16 protein-coding genes are annotated in these 20,925 nt (G+C 34.4%); 6 read left to right on the forward strand and 10 right to left on the reverse strand.

Going from position 1 to position 20,925, the window contains the following annotated elements:
* Positions 1-9: 9 nt before the first annotated feature.
* The gene (aspS, locus tag BUE22_RS08645; protein ID WP_073394591.1) at positions 10-1,761 is read right to left on the reverse strand and encodes an aspartate--tRNA ligase; all 1,752 of its coding nucleotides are present in this window, start codon (positions 1,759-1,761) and stop codon (positions 10-12) included.
* 157 nt (positions 1,762-1,918) lie between these two features.
* On the opposite strand from aspS, the gene BUE22_RS08650 reads away from it, so the two are divergent.
* Together BUE22_RS08650 and BUE22_RS08655 are read left to right on the forward strand one after the other, a co-directional pair.
* Positions 1,919-2,914, forward strand: coding sequence for a TlpA family protein disulfide reductase (locus BUE22_RS08650; protein ID WP_073394592.1), 996 nt, complete (start codon positions 1,919-1,921; stop codon positions 2,912-2,914).
* Positions 2,915-3,123: 209 nt separating this feature from the next.
* Complete coding sequence (locus BUE22_RS08655; protein ID WP_073394593.1) at positions 3,124-3,471, forward strand: toxin-antitoxin system YwqK family antitoxin; 348 nt, start codon at positions 3,124-3,126, stop codon at positions 3,469-3,471.
* A gap of 294 nt (positions 3,472-3,765) precedes the next feature.
* On the opposite strand, the gene BUE22_RS08660 is transcribed toward BUE22_RS08655, so the two are convergent.
* The 6 genes from BUE22_RS08660 to BUE22_RS08685 form a co-directional block, all read right to left on the reverse strand.
* Positions 3,766-4,881, reverse strand: coding sequence for a PepSY-associated TM helix domain-containing protein (locus BUE22_RS08660; RefSeq protein WP_073394594.1), 1,116 nt, complete (start codon positions 4,879-4,881; stop codon positions 3,766-3,768).
* A gap of 62 nt (positions 4,882-4,943) precedes the next feature.
* Positions 4,944-6,497: a PepSY-associated TM helix domain-containing protein gene (locus tag BUE22_RS08665; RefSeq protein WP_073394595.1), complete on the reverse strand. Its 1,554-nt coding sequence runs from the start codon at positions 6,495-6,497 to the stop codon at positions 4,944-4,946.
* A gap of 1 nt (position 6,498) precedes the next feature.
* Positions 6,499-6,801 (reverse strand): hypothetical protein, encoded by a 303-nt coding sequence (locus tag BUE22_RS08670; RefSeq protein WP_042563263.1) that lies wholly within the window; start codon positions 6,799-6,801, stop codon positions 6,499-6,501.
* Between the two features lie 15 nt (positions 6,802-6,816).
* Positions 6,817-7,149, reverse strand: a complete 333-nt coding sequence (locus tag BUE22_RS08675; protein ID WP_073394596.1) for a hypothetical protein — start codon at positions 7,147-7,149, stop codon at positions 6,817-6,819.
* Between the two features lie 192 nt (positions 7,150-7,341).
* Positions 7,342-8,583: a 2-oxoglutarate dehydrogenase complex dihydrolipoyllysine-residue succinyltransferase gene (gene odhB / locus BUE22_RS08680; protein ID WP_073394597.1), complete on the reverse strand. Its 1,242-nt coding sequence runs from the start codon at positions 8,581-8,583 to the stop codon at positions 7,342-7,344.
* A gap of 83 nt (positions 8,584-8,666) precedes the next feature.
* A complete protein-coding gene (locus BUE22_RS08685; RefSeq protein ID WP_073394598.1) occupies positions 8,667-11,441 on the reverse strand; it encodes a 2-oxoglutarate dehydrogenase E1 component in 2,775 nt (924 codons plus the stop codon).
* Between the two features lie 117 nt (positions 11,442-11,558).
* Between BUE22_RS08685 and BUE22_RS08690 the strand changes: the two genes are divergently transcribed.
* Positions 11,559-12,110, forward strand: a complete 552-nt coding sequence (locus BUE22_RS08690) for a hypothetical protein (protein WP_073394599.1) — start codon at positions 11,559-11,561, stop codon at positions 12,108-12,110.
* 109 nt (positions 12,111-12,219) lie between these two features.
* Here BUE22_RS08690 and BUE22_RS08695 read toward each other — a convergent pair whose 3' ends face one another.
* Together BUE22_RS08695 and BUE22_RS08700 are read right to left on the reverse strand one after the other, a co-directional pair.
* Positions 12,220-12,573, reverse strand: coding sequence for a hypothetical protein (locus BUE22_RS08695; protein ID WP_073394600.1), 354 nt, complete (start codon positions 12,571-12,573; stop codon positions 12,220-12,222).
* Between the two features lie 41 nt (positions 12,574-12,614).
* Positions 12,615-13,640 (reverse strand): LacI family DNA-binding transcriptional regulator, encoded by a 1,026-nt coding sequence (locus BUE22_RS08700; protein ID WP_073394601.1) that lies wholly within the window; start codon positions 13,638-13,640, stop codon positions 12,615-12,617.
* Between the two features lie 165 nt (positions 13,641-13,805).
* Between BUE22_RS08700 and BUE22_RS08705 the strand changes: the two genes are divergently transcribed.
* From BUE22_RS08705 to BUE22_RS08715, 3 genes are all read left to right on the forward strand, one after another.
* A complete protein-coding gene (locus BUE22_RS08705) occupies positions 13,806-16,445 on the forward strand; it encodes a TonB-dependent receptor (protein WP_073394602.1) in 2,640 nt (879 codons plus the stop codon).
* Positions 16,446-16,528: 83 nt separating this feature from the next.
* Positions 16,529-17,749 carry an MFS transporter gene (locus BUE22_RS08710; protein ID WP_073394603.1) on the forward strand — a complete coding sequence of 407 codons (1,221 nt, stop codon included), beginning with the start codon at positions 16,529-16,531 and terminating at the stop codon, positions 17,747-17,749.
* Positions 17,739-19,607, forward strand: coding sequence for an alpha,alpha-trehalase (locus BUE22_RS08715; protein ID WP_073394604.1), 1,869 nt, complete (start codon positions 17,739-17,741; stop codon positions 19,605-19,607). The genes BUE22_RS08710 and BUE22_RS08715 overlap by 11 nt, the downstream gene beginning before the upstream one ends.
* 152 nt (positions 19,608-19,759) lie before the next feature.
* Here the strand turns inward: BUE22_RS08715 and BUE22_RS08720 are convergent, their stop codons facing one another.
* A complete protein-coding gene (locus BUE22_RS08720; protein WP_073394605.1) occupies positions 19,760-20,734 on the reverse strand; it encodes a polyprenyl synthetase family protein in 975 nt (324 codons plus the stop codon).
* Between the last annotated feature and the right edge of the window lie 191 nt (positions 20,735-20,925).

Raw genomic sequence — 20,925 nt, forward strand, 5'->3', positions numbered from 1 at the left:
CTTTAGAAATTATATTGTATCTACTTTAATATGAAGTTCTTTTAATTGGGCATCATCAATTTTGGCTGGTGCATCAATCATTACATCACGACCAGAATTGTTTTTTGGGAAAGCAATAAAGTCTCTAATAGTCTCTTGTCCTCCTAAAATGGCAACCAATCTGTCTAAACCAAAAGCCAGACCTCCGTGTGGCGGTGCTCCAAATTGAAACGCATCCATTAAGAAGCCAAATTGTGCTTTTGCTTCATCCTCGGTAAAACCTAAATATTTAAACATCAATTGTTGTGTCGCTTTATCGTGAATACGAATAGAACCTCCACCAATTTCATTTCCGTTTAAAACCATATCATAAGCGTTTGCACGAACTTTTCCCGGTTCAGTTTCCAACAAATGCATGTCTTCTGGTTTTGGAGACGTAAACGGGTGGTGCATTGCATGATAACGGCCACTTTCTTCGTCAAGCTCTAATAATGGAAAATCTACAACCCATAAAGGTGCAAATTCTTCTGGTTTACGCAATCCTAAACGGGTTGCTAATTCCATACGAAGCGCAGAAAGCTGTCCACGAGTTTTATCAGCAGGGCCTGAAAGTACAAAAATCATATCTCCGGGTTTTGCTCCAGTAATTTTTGCCCATTGTGCTAAATCGTCCTGATCGTAAAATTTATCTACAGATGATTTAAAAGTTCCGTCGTCATTACATTTTGAATACACCATTCCTGATGCTCCAACTTGCGGGCGTTTTACCCAGTCAATTAATCCGTCAATTTCTTTACGGGTATAATTTCCTGCTCCCGGAACTGCAATTCCAACTACTAATTCTGCGGCGTTGAATACAGGAAAGTCTTTGTGTTTTGCAAATTCGTTTAATTCTCCAAATTCCATTCCGAAACGAATGTCCGGTTTGTCATTTCCATATGTTTTCATGGCATAATCGTAGGTAATTCTAGGAAATTTATCTACTTCGATACCTTTAATTTCTTTTAGTAAATGTCTTGTCAAACCTTCAAAAACATTCAAAATGTCTTCTTGTTCTACAAATGCCATTTCACAATCGATTTGTGTAAACTCAGGTTGACGGTCTGCACGTAAATCTTCATCACGGAAACATTTCACGATCTGGAAATATTTATCCATTCCGCCCACCATCAACAATTGTTTAAAAGTTTGTGGAGATTGTGGCAAGGCATAAAATTGTCCTTCGTTCATTCTACTTGGAACAACGAAATCTCTTGCACCTTCCGGAGTCGATTTAATTAAGTATGGCGTTTCAACTTCGCAGAAATCTAAATCAGATAGATATTTACGAACTTCCATCGCTACTTTATGACGGAATAATAAACTGTTTTTTACAGGATTACGACGAATATCCAAGTAACGGTATTTCATTCTGATATCTTCACCGCCATCAGTTTCATCTTCAATCGTAAATGGAGGCGTTAATGCTGCATTTAAAATATTCAATTCAGAAACTAAAATTTCGATTTCACCAGTCGGTATATTTTTGTTTTTGGCTTCACGCTCAATAACAGTTCCTTTTACCTGAATCACAAACTCTCTACCAAGTGTTTTAGCCAGTTCAAAAACGGTTTTATCAGTACGGCTTTCGTCGAAAATAAGTTGCGTAATTCCGTAACGGTCGCGTAAATCAACCCAATTCATAAATCCTTTATCGCGTGATTTTTGAACCCAACCTGCAAGTGTAACCTCGGTATTAATATTTGAAGCGTTTAACTCGCCGCAATTATGACTTCTATACATGATCTAAATTTTAGACTGCAAAAGTAAACACAAAATTCAAAATAATATAGTAAAGTGATAACTTGATGTTCAATAATTTGAAATATTTTGTTAATTGTTAAATTTCAAACCATGAATTTCTTTAGATTTGAATTACTAAAAACAAACTTTAATGTATATGAAGAAATTTTTCGTTTCCGGAATGTTGATTTTGAGCACTTTGAATATTATAGGTCAAGCCAAAAGTCAAATTGCTTTTACGGCTAAAATTACCAATAGAAATAGCGATACCTTAGTAATTAAAGGAGCGAATAATTTTAAACAAGTAATTCCGATTAATAAAAAAGAATTATTTGCTGCCAATTTCGAGGCTCCAAAAGGATTTTATATGTTTTCTGATGGTGTAGAATCATCTAATTTTTACATAACACCAAATTCTGAAGTAAATCTGACGATGAATGCCAAAGAATTTGACGAAACGATTGTATATAAAGGTAAGGGCGTAAATGAAAGTAACTTTCTTGCGCAATATGCTTTATCAAACGAAAAATTTATGAATGACGCTTCTGGTAAAGAAGCAGCAGAATTTGCAGTATTACTTGAAACAAAGAAAAAAACGGATCTGGAAAATATCGAAAAAGGTGATTATGATCCTGAATTTAAAGTGGCTTTGAAAAGATCTTTTGAAGAATTTAATCAATATGCCGTACAAGATTATGAAAGAACCTCAAAAGCTAAAAAGCTGAACGGAAAACCTTCTGTAATATTTGATTATGAAAATCATAAAGGAGGAAAAACAAAACTTTCTGATTTAAAGGGAAAGTATGTTTATATTGATCTTTGGGCAACCTGGTGTGGACCTTGTAGAGCTGAGATTCCTTATTTGCAAAAAATAGAAGAGAAATATCATGGAAAAAATATTGAGTTTGTAAGCATTTCTGTTGATGTTCCGAAAGATCATGATAAATGGAAAAAGTTTGTAACAGATAAACAATTAGGTGGCATTCAGTTATTTTCTGATAACGAATGGAAATCAGAATTTGTAACGAGTTATGAAGTAACCGGAATTCCGAGATTTATTTTGATTGATCCAAAGGGTAATATTTTAAATTCAGATGCTGACAGACCCTCTTCTCAAGACCTTCAAACGCAGTTGGATGCATTATTAAAGTAATTTAGTGTCAAATTTACAACGTTATCGTGAATTTATATTTTTTATAAAAAACCAGTAAAACCAGTGCCTCAGCACTGGTTTTTTTGTATGTATATAATTTCCAATGTTAAGTTTTTATTCAATGTTACCAAATTGTTAAGTAAAAGTTTGTTTAATGTAAACAATTAATTATATTTGATAACGATTTGATAACATTAATACCTGAAGATATGAAAAAATGTGTGATTTTAGTTGCAATGATGTTCTCTGGAATTTTAGTTGCACAAGAAGGGAAACCAGAATTAGAAGCTGTTGGAAACAAAGTAAAAGCTACTTATTATTATGATAATGGCAGAGTACAACAAGAAGGTTTCTATAAAGATGGTAAATTAGATGGTGCTTGGGTATCTTATGACGAAAAAGGAAATAAACTTGCCGTTGGAGAATACACAAACGGAATGAAAACTGGAAAATGGATTTTCTTTAATGCGAATAATCTTTGCGAAGTGGCTTTTGAAAACAGCCAGGTAGCATCAGTTAAAAATTTACAAAAGAATGCTTTAGCAAATAGAAACTAAGGTAATTTCTACTATAGTTTACAAAACCGCTTTTAGGAGCGGTTTTTTTTTGGATCAATACGAAAACGATTGGAGAGAGAAAAAAAATTACCACAGAGAACGCAAAGTTTTTTGAATATATTAAGTTTAGTAAAAACACAAAGTTCACAAAGCTTTGCGAACTTCGATTGTGTAAAGACAACTTACATCTTAGCGAACTCTGCGAAAAAACTTTGTGTTCTCTGCGTTAAAAAATAATTAAGGAGTGTAAAATTTTTAATGTTTCTCCACAATATTTAGCATTAAGCGGTTTTTTTATGCCTTCAATTTTTTACAGCTCTTTTTTCTTCGTCCGTACCAAATTACAAAGCCCGTTACAGGCAAAGCTGCTGCAATTAAACTTGCTGTAAAAGCAATAATTTTTCCCGGTAAATCTAAAATTTGTCCGGTGTGAATTCCGTAATTCATTTCGACTACCTGTAAACCTAAAGTTTTTTTATCGTAAGGTTCACTTTGTATTAGTTTTCCGTTTTCAGGATGAAAATAATAATTCGTTTGATGATCGTATCGCAAAGTATGCGGGTAAGCTCCGGTATTAATAATATCGCCTTTTTGTTGCGGAGTAGTTACATAAAACATTTCGGCTGTTGGCTGCAACTTCATGGTTTGCATAAAAGCACGATCGGTAGCAATCATTTTATTTGCTTTGAATTTTGTTGTGTCTATTGTTGGTGCTTTTGTTTCTAAAGCTTTATCTCCGCCAAAATTGAAAGTTTTGTAAATTCCATCACCAACCCATTCATAAGTAAAAGTTAAACCCGTAATAGCAATAATAACGGCGATAATCGAAATGTAAAACCCCGATGTATTGTGCCAATCGTAGTTTACACGACGCCATTTGGCCGACCATTTTACGGAGAAGCTTCTTTTAATATCACTTTTTCGTTTTGGCCACCATTGAATTATTCCCGTTATAAGTAAAATAATAAAGATGATTGTTGCGCCACCAACAATATGTTTGCCAATATAATCAGGCAGAAGCAAATACAAATGAATGTATTCGACAATAATAAAAAAGTCGGTTTCCGGATTTTCTGTTTTTAAATATTTTCCGGTGTATGGATTAAAGTACAGATATAAATTTTCGGTATCAGAATAGGTATAAACAATTGCAGATCGATTTTTACCATAATAAGAAACCATGCTTGATTTGTAATTCGGAAGAATTGCTTTGGCTTTTTCCTGTAGAACCGAAGGCATTAAAAAGGGTTTGTTTTGAGGTTCTACCAAACGCCATTCTTTTCGTGTAATATCTTTTATTTCGTCATGAAAACAAAAAATACAGCCGGTAATGCTGACAATAAAAACAATAAGCCCGGAAATTAATCCGAGCCATTTATGTAGAAAACGTATTTTCGTTTTGAATCCCATTTTTGAATAAAACCGTAAATGTATACGGTTAATCCATAAGGGGCAAATAATTTGTAGTGTTTTTAGCTTTTTGTGACAGTTTTAGGTTTTAAATGATAAGCAACATAAAGCGATATCGAAGCCAGAACAATCCAAAAAACATCTATAACGAAAACCTGAATATGATTTTCTATAAACGAATTCCAAAACCAATCGCCGGAAACAATTCCATTTGCAATTGGAATTAAAAATCCTAAAATACTTCCTGAAATCAGGCAAAATTTATTCGTGAAGTCATCATTCTTTTTAATGATAAAAAAGACCGCAAGCAACAGCCATCCGCCAAAATAAAGTGTAAATAAATTAGATTGACTTAATGGATGAAAAACTTTAGCAGCAATAAAAGCCAAGGCAGTTATAGGGTACATACTTAAACAAATAGCCAAATAAATACGAACAACCGCAGCATTGAATCGTCTTTTCTTTTCGGGCATATTGTTTTTTTGTCTTGCAACCAGCCAAATCATAACGCCTGAAATGATTACAAAACAAGTAATAATTCCTAAAATGAAACTCACAATTTTTAATGGATAACCTCCGTAATCACCATAATGAATTCGGTACAATACGTTTTTTACAACATCTAAATAATTGTTTTGCGTAATAGGATTTTTTCTGGCGATTTCTTTTCCATCAGCGATACGGTAAACTACTTTTCCAACTCCTGTGAATTTTTTATCGTGTGGCATTTCACCTTCTACAACAACATGCATATTCGCATCACCATAATTTTGGATGAAAACACGTGTAATTTCAAAATCTGACCAATTGCTTTTTGCTTTTGCAACCAACTGATCGATATTAAAAGGAGTTGCTAATTTTTTATTATCAAATTTATACTCAGGGTCTTTATATTCTAATTCCTTATATAATTTATCCTGATCGCCTTTGTATAAAGCCATTACAGCCGGAGCAACAATCAAAAGTTTAATCATAAAAAAAGCTCCTGTTACGGCATATACAAACTGAAAAGGTAAACCAATCATTCCTAATGCTGTGTGAGCATCTGTCCATAATGTTTTTAATTTTTCCTTTGGGCGGAAAACATAAAAGTTGGATACAATTTTTTTCCAATGTAATAAAACACCCGTTATAATTGCAAATAGAAAGAATAAAGCAATAAATCCTGAAAGATAATACCCAACAGGATAAGGTATTTGCGCTAAAAAGTGCAAACGGTATAAAAATTCACCTAAAGAATAAGATTCTTCATAAGTGAATGACTTGTAATTTTGAGTGTCCAGATAAAAAAATGTTCCCTCTTTTTGTTTGGCTGGAGCCAAAGTATCTTTGGTACCTTCTAAATAAATGGCAACTCTTCTTTCGGTACTTGGTTTAGAAATCGTAATGTTTCTTCCGTGTAAAACATATTTTTTGTCAAGTGTATCTAAAGCTGTGCTGTAATTTAATTGAATTTCTTTTGTATTTGCAGTAGATTCGCTTCTTTCCCAATTGATGATTTCATCTCTAAAAAAAGAAAAAGATCCTGCGAAGAAAATCACAAAAAGAACTACACTAATAACGATTCCGCTTACGGTATGTGTATGAAAATAGATATTGTAATTACGGTTACTCATGTTATTGTGCGGTTGGATTATAGGTTTGGCCTAAATAAATAAAAAGAGAAAAAACTAAGGTAAGAAGTATGTAAATTCCCCAGATTTTCCATCCGCTTTTTGCTAAAAAGGCAACTACCATAAGTGCTACCCAAAGTATGAAACCGCTAAAAGCCATTGTCATTAAAACATTGGCGCGATTAAACCAGGATGCCAAAGCCAGATGAAAAGTAACAGAAACAAAATAACCACCTAAAATAGCAGCTGTGATTTTGGCAAATCGTTGCCACTTAGATTGGGTTAAATATTTAGGATTAGCAGGCATATAAGTGAGGAATGTTTAGTTGTAATAGATTTCTAATAACGCAACAATTACAAATAATGCCAATAGTGCTTTAGAACTTACTTTTTTTAATGGAGTTAAAATGATAATCAAACTTCCAATTGTCATTAACTGAATAAAGAACATTAAAGTTCCGCAGCCTAAAGATTGTGTAAATAACCAAAATGCATAAGCGATTAAAAGTAAACCAAGACCTGTGATTTTGGTTTGCTTCGGATTGTTCTTCATCCATTTTTCAAAACCTAAATCATACGATAAAGCCGCTCTTTTTGAGGTGTAGTACAAAGTATAAAAAGCTAAAAAAACGATAAGACTTGCTATTGTTATCATAATTCTTAATGATTTAAAAAATCAGAGGTTATTTAGAATAGATTTTAATAGCGCAAATCTAAGTTAAGAATCCAAACAAAGCAAATTATTTTTATTTATTCTAAGTAAGATTCTTGAAATAATTTAAAACATAAAAAAAACCTGCTCAAATTAAAGAGCAGGTTTTTGATATAAATTAAAAAATATTAAATATTACAATTCTAAAGCACGCTTAGCATCGCCATTCATTAATAATTCTAATGGATTTTCTAAAGCTTCTTTTACAGCCACTAAGAAACCAACAGACTCACGTCCGTCAATAATTCTGTGGTCATAAGAAAGAGCAACATACATCATTGGGTGAATTTCAACTTTACCGTTTACAGCAATCGGACGCTCGATAATGTTGTGCATTCCTAAAATTCCTGACTGAGGAGGGTTGATGATTGGTGTAGATAACATAGATCCGAAAACACCACCGTTTGTAATCGTGAAAGTTCCACCTGTCATATCATCAACAGTAATTTGACCGTCACGAGCTCTAAGTGCTAATCTTTTAATTTCAGCTTCAATTCCGCGGAAAGTTAATAATTCAGCATTACGAACAACAGGAACCATTAATCCTTTTGGTCCCGAAACTGCGATTGAGATGTCAGCAAAATCGTAAGCAATTTTGTAATCACCATCCATCATTGAGTTAACATCTGGATATAATTGTAAAGCTCTTGTAACTGCTTTTGTAAAGAATGACATGAAACCTAAACCTAAACCACCATGTTTTGCTTTGAAAGCATCTTTGTATTCGTTACGAATTTGGTTGATTGGCGTCATGTTTACTTCGTTGAAAGTAGTAAGCATAGCAGTTTCGTTTTTTGCCGAAACTAATCTCTCCGCTACTTTACGACGTAACATTGATAATTTTGTACGCTCACTTCCACGGCTTCCACCAGTTGGAGTTCCCATAGAAGGTACTGCATTTACAGCATCATCTTTAGTGATTCTTCCACCTTTACCAGTTCCTGAAACTGTTGCAGGTGCTATGTTTTTTTCGTCTAATATTTTTCTTGCTGCAGGAGATGGAGTTCCAGCTGCATAACTTGTTGCTGCCGGAGCCTGAACCGGAGCTGCTTTTGGAGCTTCAGCTTTTACTTCAGCTTTCGGAGCCTCAGCTTTTGGTGCTTCAGCCGCCGGAGCTGCTGCGTCACCTGCAGGTTTTGCTGCATCTGTATCAATTAAACAAACGACAGCTCCTACTGCAACTGTATCACCTTCTTCAGCTTTTAACGTAATAATTCCGCTCATTTCAGCAGGCAATTCAAGAGTAGCTTTATCTGAATCAACTTCAGCAATGGCTTGATCTTTTTCTACATAATCTCCGTCTTTTACTAACCAAGTTGCAATTTCAACTTCTTTTATTGACTCCCCTGGTGATGGGACTTTCATTTCTAAAATCATCTTTGTTTTTGTTTAAGGTTTATATTGTTTAAGGCGTAAAAGTGTTTGGTCTAACTCTAAGCTTTAAACGTTAAACTAATTTTTTATCTGAATAAATTTTTATCGAATACCATTCTAATCGCATCTGCATGACGACGTTTAGCTCTTGTATAACTTCCTGAAGCCGGAGCAGCATAAGCTTTTAATGAAGCCAATCTCCATTTTACAAGATCAAAGTTCATTAACATAAAGCTGTAAGCCCCCATATTTTTAGGTTCTTCCTGAGCCCAAACATAATCATCAGCATTTGGATATTTTGCAATGATTTCTTTTAATTGTTCAACAGGTAAAGGGAATAATTGCTCGATACGAACAACGGCAACGTCTTTTCTTCCGTTGATTTCTCTTTCTGCAACGATGTCATAATAGAATTTACCAGTACAGAAAACTAAAGTTTTTACTTTCTTTTTATCTACTGTATTATCATCAATTGTTTCCTGGAAACTTCCTGTTGCTAATTCTTCAGCTGTAGACACACATCTTGGATCACGCAATAAACTTTTTGGAGAGAAAACTACCAAAGGTTTACGGAAGTTTGTTTTCATTTGTCTTCTCAACAAGTGAAAAAAGTTGGCTGGCGTTGTACAATCTGCAACATACATGTTTTGTCTTGCACAAAGTTGTAAATAACGCTCCATTCTTGCAGAAGAGTGTTCTGCACCTTGTCCTTCATATCCGTGAGGTAATAATAAAACAATACCATTTTGGTTGTTCCATTTGTCTTCACCACATGAAATATATTGGTCAATCATAATTTGGGCTCCGTTAGAGAAATCTCCAAATTGTGCTTCCCAAATTGTTAATGCGTTTGGATTTGCTAATGCATATCCGTAATCAAAACCAAGAACACCATATTCAGATAAAAGTGAATTGAATACGCCGAATTTTCCTTTTTTGTTTTCGATTGCATCTAATAAGATTACTTCTTCTTCAGAATCTTCAACTTTAACAACAGCATGACGGTGAGAGAACGTACCACGCTCAACGTCCTGACCTGAAATACGAACATCAAATCCTTCTGTTAAAAGTGAACCGTAAGCAAGTGCTTCTGCAGTTCCCCAATCGATAGTATTATTGTCGTATCCGGCTTTTCTGTCTGTAACAATTTTACTTATTTTATTGATGAACTTCTTGTCTTCCGGTAATGTTGAAATTGTTTTGATGATAGAATCTAATCCTTTTTTATCAAAAGTAGTGTCAACTTTTTGAAGCATTTGAGTATCAGTTACCTGAACAAATCCATCCCATTCGTTTTTCATGAATGGCGTTATAATTGTCAAATCTTTTTTACGGGAAGCTTCTAAATTCTGCTCTAAATCAGATTTGTATTCTTTTTCTAAAGCATTTACATAAGAAGCATCAATTACGCCGTCAGACAATAATTTTTCAGCATAAATATCTCTTGGATTTTTATGTTTTGCGATGATTTTATATAATACTGGTTGCGTAAAACGAGGTTCATCACCTTCGTTATGACCGTATTTTCTATATCCTAATAAATCGATAAATACGTCACGTCCAAATTGCATTCTGTAGTCTAATGCAAAAGACATAGCGTGTACAACAGCTTCAGCATCATCAGCATTTACGTGTAATACCGGTGAAAGCGTTACTTTGGCAACATCTGTACAATAAGTAGAAGAACGTGCGTCTAAATAATTCGTTGTAAAACCAACCTGATTATTAATTACGATATGAATTGTTCCTCCAGTTTTGTAACCGTCAAGTTGTGCCATCTGAATGATTTCATATAAGATACCTTGTCCTGCAATTGCAGCATCTCCGTGAACGGCGATAGGTAATACTTTAGAGAAATCGTCAGCATAATATTTATCTTGTTTTGCTCTTGTAATTCCTTCAATTACAGCTCCAACCGTTTCAAGGTGAGAAGGGTTTGGTGCTAAATTGATATTGATGTTTTTTCCTGATCTTGTTTTTTTGTCAGCCGTAAGACCTAAGTGGTATTTTACGTCACCGTCAAAATATTCCTGATCGTAATCTTTACCATCAAACTCACCAAAAATATCCTGAGTAGATTTTCCAAAGATGTTTGCCAAAACGTTCAAACGACCACGGTGAGCCATTCCCATTACGAATTGTTCAACACCTTTTTCAGCAGCTTGTTCGATTAAAGCGTCAAGAGCCGGAATGATAGATTCTCCACCTTCTAATGAAAAACGTTTTTGACCAACATATTTAGTATGAAGGAAGTTTTCGAAAGAAACGGCTTCGTTTAATTTATTTAAGATTATTTTCTTTTCTTCTGTAGAAAAATTAGGCTGATTAACATTAACGGCCAATTTTTCCTGAATCCATTTTACAACACCAGGATTTCTAATGTACATATATTCAATACCAATATGCTGGCAGTAAATAGCTTTAAGACGATTTACGATAGCTTCTAGTGATGAAGGCGGGATTCCGATAGTCTGAGCTGCATCAAAAACCGTTGAAAGATCGGCAGATGTTAAGCCGAAATTTTCGATATCTAAAGTTGGAGATGACGTTCTACGATCACGAACCGGATTTGTTTTGGTAAACAAATGACCACGTGTACGGTAACCATCGATTAATTTTAGTACGTTGAATTCTTTTTGCAGTTTTTCTGAAACCTGACTGTAATCTGTGTTGGGGCTAGTCACGTACTCAACGATTTGCTGCACCGGATTTTCGTCATTATAAGTAGTCATTCCAAAGTCGAAACCTTGAAAAAAACTTCTCCAGCTTGGCTCAACGCTGTCTGGGTTTACTAAATATTGATCGTATAATTGTGCAAAAAACTCTGTATGTGCTGCATTTAAAAATGAAAACCTATCCATAATATTAGTGAATATACTTTTTGTTAAATAGAATGGCAAAAGTACAACAATGCATTTATTTAAATCTTTTTTTTTGCTTACTTTTACGTAAAAATTTGTTAAAAAAAGTGTTAAGCCATGAATAAAAATCAAATTTCAAACGTTTTCAAATCATTATTTGTGATTTTGACAGTCTTGTTTTCAAGTTATTCAATGGCACAGGAAATTTCAGCCGTAGATAGTACTACTAATTTTTGGGATAAAGTTCAATTTGGTGGCGGACTTGGTCTGGGAATTGGTTCAGGATATACTGATATTTCGGTTATGCCAAGTGCCATTTACAATGTTAACGAAATTGTTGCCGTTGGAGTTGGTTTGCAATTTGGTTATTTATCTTCAAAAAACTATTATGAATCTTATGTTTATGGCGGAAGTTTAATTACGCTTGTAAACCCAATTCCAGAACTTCAATTATCCGCCGAATTAGAGCAAGTAAGAGTGGATACAAGATATGAAGCCAACGTCACCAGACCGGCTTTTTCTGATAGTTATTGGAATACCGCTTTATATCTTGGAGCTGGTTACAGAACCGGAAATGTCACAATCGGCGCCCGATACGACGTATTATATGATCCCGATAAAAGTCTTTATGGATCAGGATTTATGCCTTTTGTGAGAGTTTATTTTTGAGAGGTTCAAAGGTTGAGAGCAACAAAGGTTCAAAGTTTTGTATAATGGTTAAGACTTGTCGCAAAGAGAGAAAACCTCTGTCGCTTTGCAACTTTGTGCCTTTGCACCTTTATTTGTAATGATTCCTAAACCAAACCTTCTGCCATTCTCTTTTTAAAATCAAAAAAGCAACTTGTTCAGCCAGAATCACCAAATCAGAACCATCGAGTTTTTTGATTTCGATTTCAGAAACATCAATGATATAAAGGAGATTTAAATATTCAGCAAATTTGTACTGAATCATTCGGTAGATTTTTTCGTGAAGCTGAATTTTTAATTCATCAGGAGAAATACTCAACGGAAAATCGATTCCTTCATTCGCCAGATTAAAGTCCTTATTGATTTGTTCAATTAAGCTTAAATATAAATTTTCACTTTCGGCATCAGCCAATAAAATATCGGTATTTTCAGGAATCGGAAACATTGATGCTTTTTAAAGATTGGCACAAAGTTAAAACTAAAAAATCATTTAACGGTCGATTCTCGTTCTATGATTCTTGTTGGAAGTTCTATAATTTGATGCGTAACCGGTCTATGTTCTTTTATGTCGGCAATTTCATCAATTAAAATAGAAACCGCGGTGTGTCCCATTTCAAATCCGGGCTGATCAATTGTGGTTAATTTAGGTGAAATAACCGTACTCATAAACCAATTACTAAACCCAAAAACAGCCACCTGATCCGGTGTTTTTATCCCGGCTTCATTGAAATATTTTATAATTCCGATAGCTACTAAATCTGTGATCGCAAAAATAGCATCGATATCCGGATGCTCATTCATTATTTTCTGGGCATTTTCGTAACCGTCTTCAAAATCGGTATTGTTGTCGCAAACGTAAACCAGTTTAGAATCATATTCTATTCCGTTTGCTTCAAGTGCTCTTTTATACCCTAAAAAGCGATCAATGGAATTTTGCGGAACATAAGAACCTCTAAAATGTGCAATTTTTTTGAACCCTTTATTAATAAGGTACGAAACCGCATCAAAAGCCGCTTTTGCATCGTTGATTACAACTTTGGAACAATCCACTCTTTTGGCAATTTTATCAAATAAAACAACCGGAGTATTTTTCCGAATTGCTTCATTAATATGAGAGAAATCGTCTGTTTCATTCGAAAGTGACATTAAAACACCATCAACACGTTTCTGAATCAATAAAGCAAGCTGTTTTTTCTCCAGTTCATATTTTTCGTTTGATTGTAAAATAATAACCAGATAACCTCTTTTTTCGGCTTCTTCCAAGATACCATTCAAAACGCTGGAAAAAAAATGATGAACCGTTGCAGGAATGATCACACCAATAGTTTTGGTTTCATTGGTTCGAAGATTTACGGCGACAGAATTAGGAATATAATTCATCGTTTCGGCCATTTCGATCACTTTTGCACGCGTCGATTTACTGATATCGGTATATCCTTTTAGTGCTTTTGAAACCGTTGTGACTGAAATTCCTAATGCCGAAGCAATATCAATTAGTTTTGTGTCATTCATGAAATAAATGTACTAAAAATAAAATGTATTGGTAAAATATTAACTTCCGAAAACGTTTTAGGTCATTTCGAAAACGTTTTCGATTCCGAATTCTTAAATTGAAGTTAAATAGTAATTAAGTTTACATTCAATAAAAGAAAACTTTACTAACCAAACCAAAAAATCATGAAACAGCAACATTCGTATTTAAGCATACTATTTTTATTATTGTGCTTGATTTTTGCTCCAAATAATGTATTTGCTCAGGCAAAAAATACAGTTTCCGGAAAAGTTTTAGACGAAACGGGACAAACCGTTCCCGGTGCAAACGTATCGTTGAAAGACACGGGAAAAAATACAGTTACAGATGAAAACGGTGCTTATGTTTTCTCTGATGTTATCGCAGGAAATTATACTGTAGAAGCCTCAAATGTGGGTTACAAAACCTATACAAAAGAAATTACAGTAAAAGAAGGCGAGTCGTTACAAGTAAATTTATTGCTTGAAGGCGAATCGCAAAACCTTAAAGAAGTTGTAGTTACAGGATCATCAACGCCAAGATCGAAATTAGAATCCAGCGTAGCAATCACTACAATGGGCGCAAAAGCAATCGAAGACAGAGCGCCGTCAAGCACAGCAGCTTTATTGCAGACAATTCCGGGATTTGTGGTAGAAGCGTCTGGAGGAGAAATTGGGAATAACCTTTTTGCAAGAGGAATTCCTTCTGCCGGAGCGTATGAATATGTGCAAATTCAGGAAGATGGTTTGCCGGTTTTTGAAGATGGCGCACTACAATTTGCCAACGCAGATACTTTTTACAGATTGGATGAAACGGTAAGCAAAATGGAAGCGGTTCGTGGAGGTTCTGCATCGATTTTCGCCAACAATGCTCCGGGTGGAATTATCAATTTTATTTCGAAAACAGGTCAGAATGAATTTATGGGAAGAGCCAAATTCACGACTTCAGATTACGGAATGTTCAGAACAGATCTTAATTTATCGGGCGCATTAATTCAGGATAAATTGTTTTTTAACGTTGGAGGATTTTATAGAGCCGATGATGGTGTAAGAAACACAGGTTTTACAGCCAATAAAGGCGGACAAATAAAAGGAAATATCACGTATAAATTTGACGACAGCGATTATTTAAGAATAAACTTCAAACATCTTAACGATAGAAATACGTTCTATTTGCCAATTCCGCTAAAAAGCAATAACGGAAAAATTGAAGGAATCGATGGATTTAATCCAAATTACGGAACCTTGACTTCAGTAAATTTCAGTCATTTAAACGTGCCTCAATATGGTGGTGGAACTTTTAGTGCCGATTTAGAAGATGGTTCTCATCCGGTAATCAACTCGATTGGAGCGGAGTTTAAAAAGAAAATCTCTGAAAAAGTGACTTTCAAAAATGCCTTCAAACAAACTTCAATTGACTTGAATTACAACGCTATTTTTCCAAATGGCGGACCTTGGACACAAGATGCTTATGCAACAGATATCCAAAATACAACTGCCGGAAATCTTGCTTATTCTTATGTAGATAATGGAGCGGCTCTAGATCCAAATGCTTTGATTATGAGAGCAGATCTTTGGCACATTGAGAAAAAGATGAACAACTTTGCGAATAATTTCTCTTTTACATTTGATTTAGATCCTGTACAATTAACAGCCGGTTACTATTATTCAAACTGGAAATCGAATCAATACTGGAACTGGAATTCTTATTTGGTAAGCGTTTCAGACAATCCAAGATTATTGAATGTTACCGATAATACAACAGGAGTTGAACATACTTTTAATGGTGTAGAAAGAATTACATGGTTAGAAAGAGATGCACAAACTAAAGGACTTTTGAATGATATTTATGCCGACGCTGAGATTAAAGCAACAGATAATTTAACCTTCAATGCAGGTTTAAGATACAACAAAGACAAATATTCAGGTTACAGAGACAACGCTAGATTTTTTGCCGAAGATTTAGGAATTTTAGATAACAATACGGCAGATGATGCGGTGACAACGGTAAAAGGAAATCCCTACACGTATTGGAGATATGATGTAAGCGAATGGTCGTATACTGCGGCTGGAAACTACAAATTCAACGACAATATGGCTTCGTATGTTCGCTACAGCCACGGTTTTAGATCACCAATTGAAGAATCATTTTATGACAATGCAGCCGATTTAAGTAAACTGGAAAATACAGAAGTAAATCAGTTTGAATTGGGTTATAAATATTCAGGTTCTTTCTTCTCTGTAAATGCGAATTTGTTTCATATGAATTTAAAAAACGTTGCTTTCACCGATATTTTATCTGATGGATCTTCAGAAAATAAATTTGCCGACGTAAACAATATTGGTCTTGAAGTTGAGACGAATGCCAGATATGAATTTGTAAAACTGAATTTTACATTCACCGTTCAAAAACCGGAATACGATAATTTCACCGGAACAAATGCAGACGGTTCGACTTTTGATTTTAACGGAAATACAGCCAGAAGAATCCCTAAATTTTTCTGTAACCTAAGACCGGAAGTTGATATCACGAAAGATTTCACGGCTTATGTTCAGTTTTCATATTACGATAAAAAATTCACGAATCAGGATAACAGACAAGTTTTACCGGCTTACAAAGAAGTTGGAGCAGGTTTAAATTATACCTATAACAATCTTCGTTTTGCAGTTGATGCTTCCAATTTATTTAACGAAATTGGTTTAACAGAAGGAGATCCAAGACAAACAACATCTGCAGCAAGCGATGTATTTATGGCAAGACCAATTTTAGGACGCGCCTTTAGATTTTCGGTTGCCGTTAATTTTTAAAAAAAATATAAAAGTTACAATATTGTAGAGACGCACAGCAGTGCGTCTCCGCAACGTAACCACAAAGCATAGACATATAAAAAATGAAAAACATAGGAATCAAAATCTCACTTTACCTCAATTATTTCGTCTTTGCTATTTTATTAAACAGCGTAGGAATTGTGATTTTAAAATCACAAAAAAACTATGGAGTTGATGAAGTTCAGGCTAGTATTTTAGAAGCTTTTAAAGACATGCCAATTGCCATAGTTTCGTTTTTTATAGCTTCTTTTTTACCAAGGATAGGCTATAGAAAAGCAATGCTTACAGGTTTGGCTTTGGTGACCTTGGCTTGTATTTCGATGTATTTTGGAAATTCATTTGACAATGCTAAAATCCTTTTTGCCACCGTTGGAGTTTCATTTGCTTTGATCAAAGTTTCTGTTTATTCGTTGATAGGAACCGTGACCGAAACCAAAAAAGAACACAACGCATTAATGAGTAGTATCGAAGGTTTTTTTATGGTGGGAATTGCGTTGGCATATTTTTTATTTCCTGCTTTTAATAACGAAAACGATCCAAATTCATGGTTGAATGTTTATTGGTTTTTAGCAGGATTATCGTTCCTTTCTTTCTTGTTTTTATTCTTTGTAAAATTTGAAGAAGCAGAAGTTTCAGCAGGCGCAAATATCAAAGACGATTTTCTGCAAATGTTCAAATTAATGGCAAAATTGCTGACCGTTATTTTTGTAATTAGTGTGTTTTTGTTTGTTATGATTGAGCAGGGAATTCTTTCCTGGCTGCCAACATTCAATACAAAAGTGTTGCATTTGCCTGAGAATATTAGCATTATGATGGCGAGTATTTTGGCCATTTCATTAGCAATTGGAAGATTAATTGCCGGCATTGTAACCAAAAAAGTAAACTGGATTTGGGTTCTGAGTTTCTGTATTATCTCAGCGATGCTGTTGGTCATTTTTGTACTTCCAAAAACCGTTGGATTAGAAGTAAAAAATATCAATACACTTTCAGATATTCCGTTAATTGGCTTTGCTTTTCCTTTAATAGGATTATTTATTGCGCCTATTTATCCGTTATTAAATTCGATTGTTTTGAGCGCTTTGCCTAAAAATCTGCAAAGTTCCATGACAGGATTAATTGTGATTTTTTCTGCACTTGGAGGAACTTTAGGATCCAGAATTACAGGTTGGCTGTTTAAAAATGAAGGGCCTGAAAAAGCATTTTATTTTACATTAATCCCGATGACTTTATTACTGATTTCCTTTTTTATTCTTAAAAAAATAACTGCAAAAGATGAAATTTAAATTACATATAACCCAAACCATCGAAAAATTATTAGCTCAGGAAGATACTGACGGCGATAAAAAAATAACGATTGATGACAACGGTCCAAAAAGTTTTTTGCTGAACGATGAAAACGGAAATTCAGCAGAAATTAAGGGAACTTATCAGCTTTCGAATTTGTTACAGGAATTGGCTTTAGCCAAAAAAGAAAACGTTGAATTCGCCGAAATAGATCTGAATGAAATTACCGAAGACCCTGTAAAAAGAATTTCACGAAAAATAAAAGATTTATACTGGAAAGGCCTTACCAGAACCATTGATGCCATTGGTGTAAAGAAAATTCTGGAAGATGATAAAATCGAAAATGAAATCGCGTATTTATATGTGCCGTTTGGGGATGAAATTGTTTTTGATTATTTCAAAAAATTAGAAGCAACAACTCCGAAATTAAAAGTAGTTCAAATGCCTAAAAATATTTCGCCGGAATATGTTTTATCGCTGAACAAAAAACCGGGAATTTTAGCATTGGCACTTCAAATAAAAAACAATGAAATTTCCGGAGTTCCTTTCGTTGTTCCCGGCGGAAGATTTAATGAAATGTACGGTTGGGACAGTTATTTTATTGCCAAAGGACTTTTGATTGATGATAAGATAGAGCTTGCTTTGGGTATTGCCGAAAACTTTAAATATCAAATCGATCATTACGGAAAAATCCTTAATGCCAATCGAAGTTATTATTTAACCCGAACGCAGCCACCGCTTTATACGTCTTTAATAATGGATGTTTTAGAAAAGTCGAATCCTGATATTTTCTGGATAGAAAGACATTTAAAAACCGCCATAAAAGAATATCAAACTGTTTGGATGGAAGAAGGAAAAAGACTTACTGCAAATGGATTAAATCGTTATAAAGCAGAAGGAATTGGGCTTCCGTTTGAGGTTGAAGAAGGACATTTTGATGATATTCTGGAGCAATATGCGCCAAAATATGGTTTGTCTACGCGAGAATTCGAAAAGAAATATCTCGAAAGAGAAGTTGTTGACACTGAACTCGATAAATATTTTATTCACGATCGAAGTATGCGTGAAAGCGGTCACGATACCACAAACAGATTGGTCGGAATTTGTGCCAATTTAAATACGGTTGCGATTAATAGTCTGCTTTATAAATACGAAACGGATATTGCTTTTTTGATTGAGAAATATTTTAAAAATGAATTTCAATATTTTGAAGACAAATCTTTTTCGAGCGAATATTGGATTTCGAAAGCGTCTTCGAGAAAAGAGAAAATCAACAAAATGTGTTGGAATGAAGAAAACGGAATCTATTTTGACTACGATTTCGTAAACGAAAAGCAACATGTTTTTGAAGCTGCCCCGACATTTTATCCCCTTTGGGCGAAAATAAGTACGCCGGAACAAGCTAAAATTTTGGTAAAAAATACGCTTCCAAAATTTAAAATGAAAGGCGGAATTGCAGGAAGTACCAAAGAATCAATTGCTGCTGTAGACGAAAATTCGCCAATACGCCAATGGGATTATCCGTTTGGATGGGCGCCACACCAAATGCTTTTGTGGGAAGGTTTGCTGAATTATAATTTTCAGGAAGAAGCGCAGGAAATGGTGTATCGATGGCTTTGGCTGATTACCAGAAATGCCGTAGATTATAACGGAACAATTCCCGAAAAGTTTGATTTATCGATAAGTTCACACAAAATTTTCGCAGAATACGGAAACGTAGGAACGGAGTTTAATTATATAACAGAAGAAGGTTTCGGCTGGATGAACGCTTCGTATCAATACGGATTAACGATTTTAAAAGAAGATCTAAAACAAAAATTATCGGATTTAGTTGATCCGGATGAACTTTTTGGATAAACTAGCCTTCGACTTTTTTTATAGTTTTCTAAAATGACAAACCCGACAGGTTTTCAAAACCTGTCGGGTTTACTATGCGCAAAAAATAGCCACAGATTAAAAGATTTTCACTGATTAATCTTTTTTAATCCTTTAATCTGTGGCATAAAATTTTAAACTTTTCTTCCCATTAAATTCTCGCCAAAAGTTCTAAGAATACCTTTCTTTTCAGCGTTGATTTCCATTTTTTCCAAAGTCTCAAAAGCTTTAAAAGTATACATTTCAATTGCTTCCTGCGTAGCTTTTGATGCTTCGGATTCGTTGAAAATTGCTTTTGCAGTTGCTATTTTTTCGGCATTATCTTCGAGTTGTAAACTAAATAATTTTTGTAATTCTGAAGCTTTTTCAGAAGAAGAAAATTCTAAAGCTTTGAGATATAAATACGTTTTTTTATTTACAATAATATCGCCGCCAACTTGTTTTCCAAAAGTTTTAGGATCTCCAAAAGCATCCAAATAGTCATCTTGTAATTGAAAAGCTAAACCTAAATTGAGTCCGAAATCATAAATTAAATCAGCTTCTTTTTCAGAAGTTTTAGCTACAATCGCACCCATTTTCATGGCTGCGGCAACTAAAACCGCTGTTTTATATTCGATCATTTTTAGATATTCGGGAATTGTTACATTGTTTCTTTCTTCAAAATCAACATCCCATTGCTGTCCTTCGCAAACTTCAAGAGCTGTTTTGCTAAATAATTTTGCCAAATCCCTAAAAACGGTTGGTTCGTATTGTTCAAAATACTGATATGCCAGGATAAGCATGGCATCTCCGGATAAAATCCCGGTATTAATATTCCATTTTTCGTGTACGGTTACTTTACCTCTTCTTAAAGGCGCATCATCCATAATGTCATCGTGAACCAGCGAGAAATTATGAAAAACCTCAACCGCCATTGCCGCGGGAAGTGCGATTTTGTAATCAGTATTAAATACTTCTGCCGCCATTAAGGTTAGTACAGGACGCATGCGTTTTCCGCCAAGACCTAAAATGTATTCAATAGGTTCGTAAAGGTTTTGGGGTTCTTTGGTAATGCTCTGGCTTTCTAAATAAGTAATAAAAAAATCCTGGTACTGACTAATATCGTGCATAAATGAAATTCTGATTAACGAGCCTCAAAGATACGATTCAAATGTGAATTATAATTTTAAAAATTTAAAAGGAATTTAGTTTCCATAAAAATGGGTATTAAAGCCGCTCATTTTTAATGTGTTAAAAATATTTTTGAAAAAACTTGGAAACTTTCTTGGTGTTTAAAGTTTCCTGTTTATATTTGCACTTT

This window comes from Flavobacterium pectinovorum (genome assembly GCF_900142715.1).
GTDB classification, from domain to species: domain Bacteria; phylum Bacteroidota; class Bacteroidia; order Flavobacteriales; family Flavobacteriaceae; genus Flavobacterium; species Flavobacterium pectinovorum.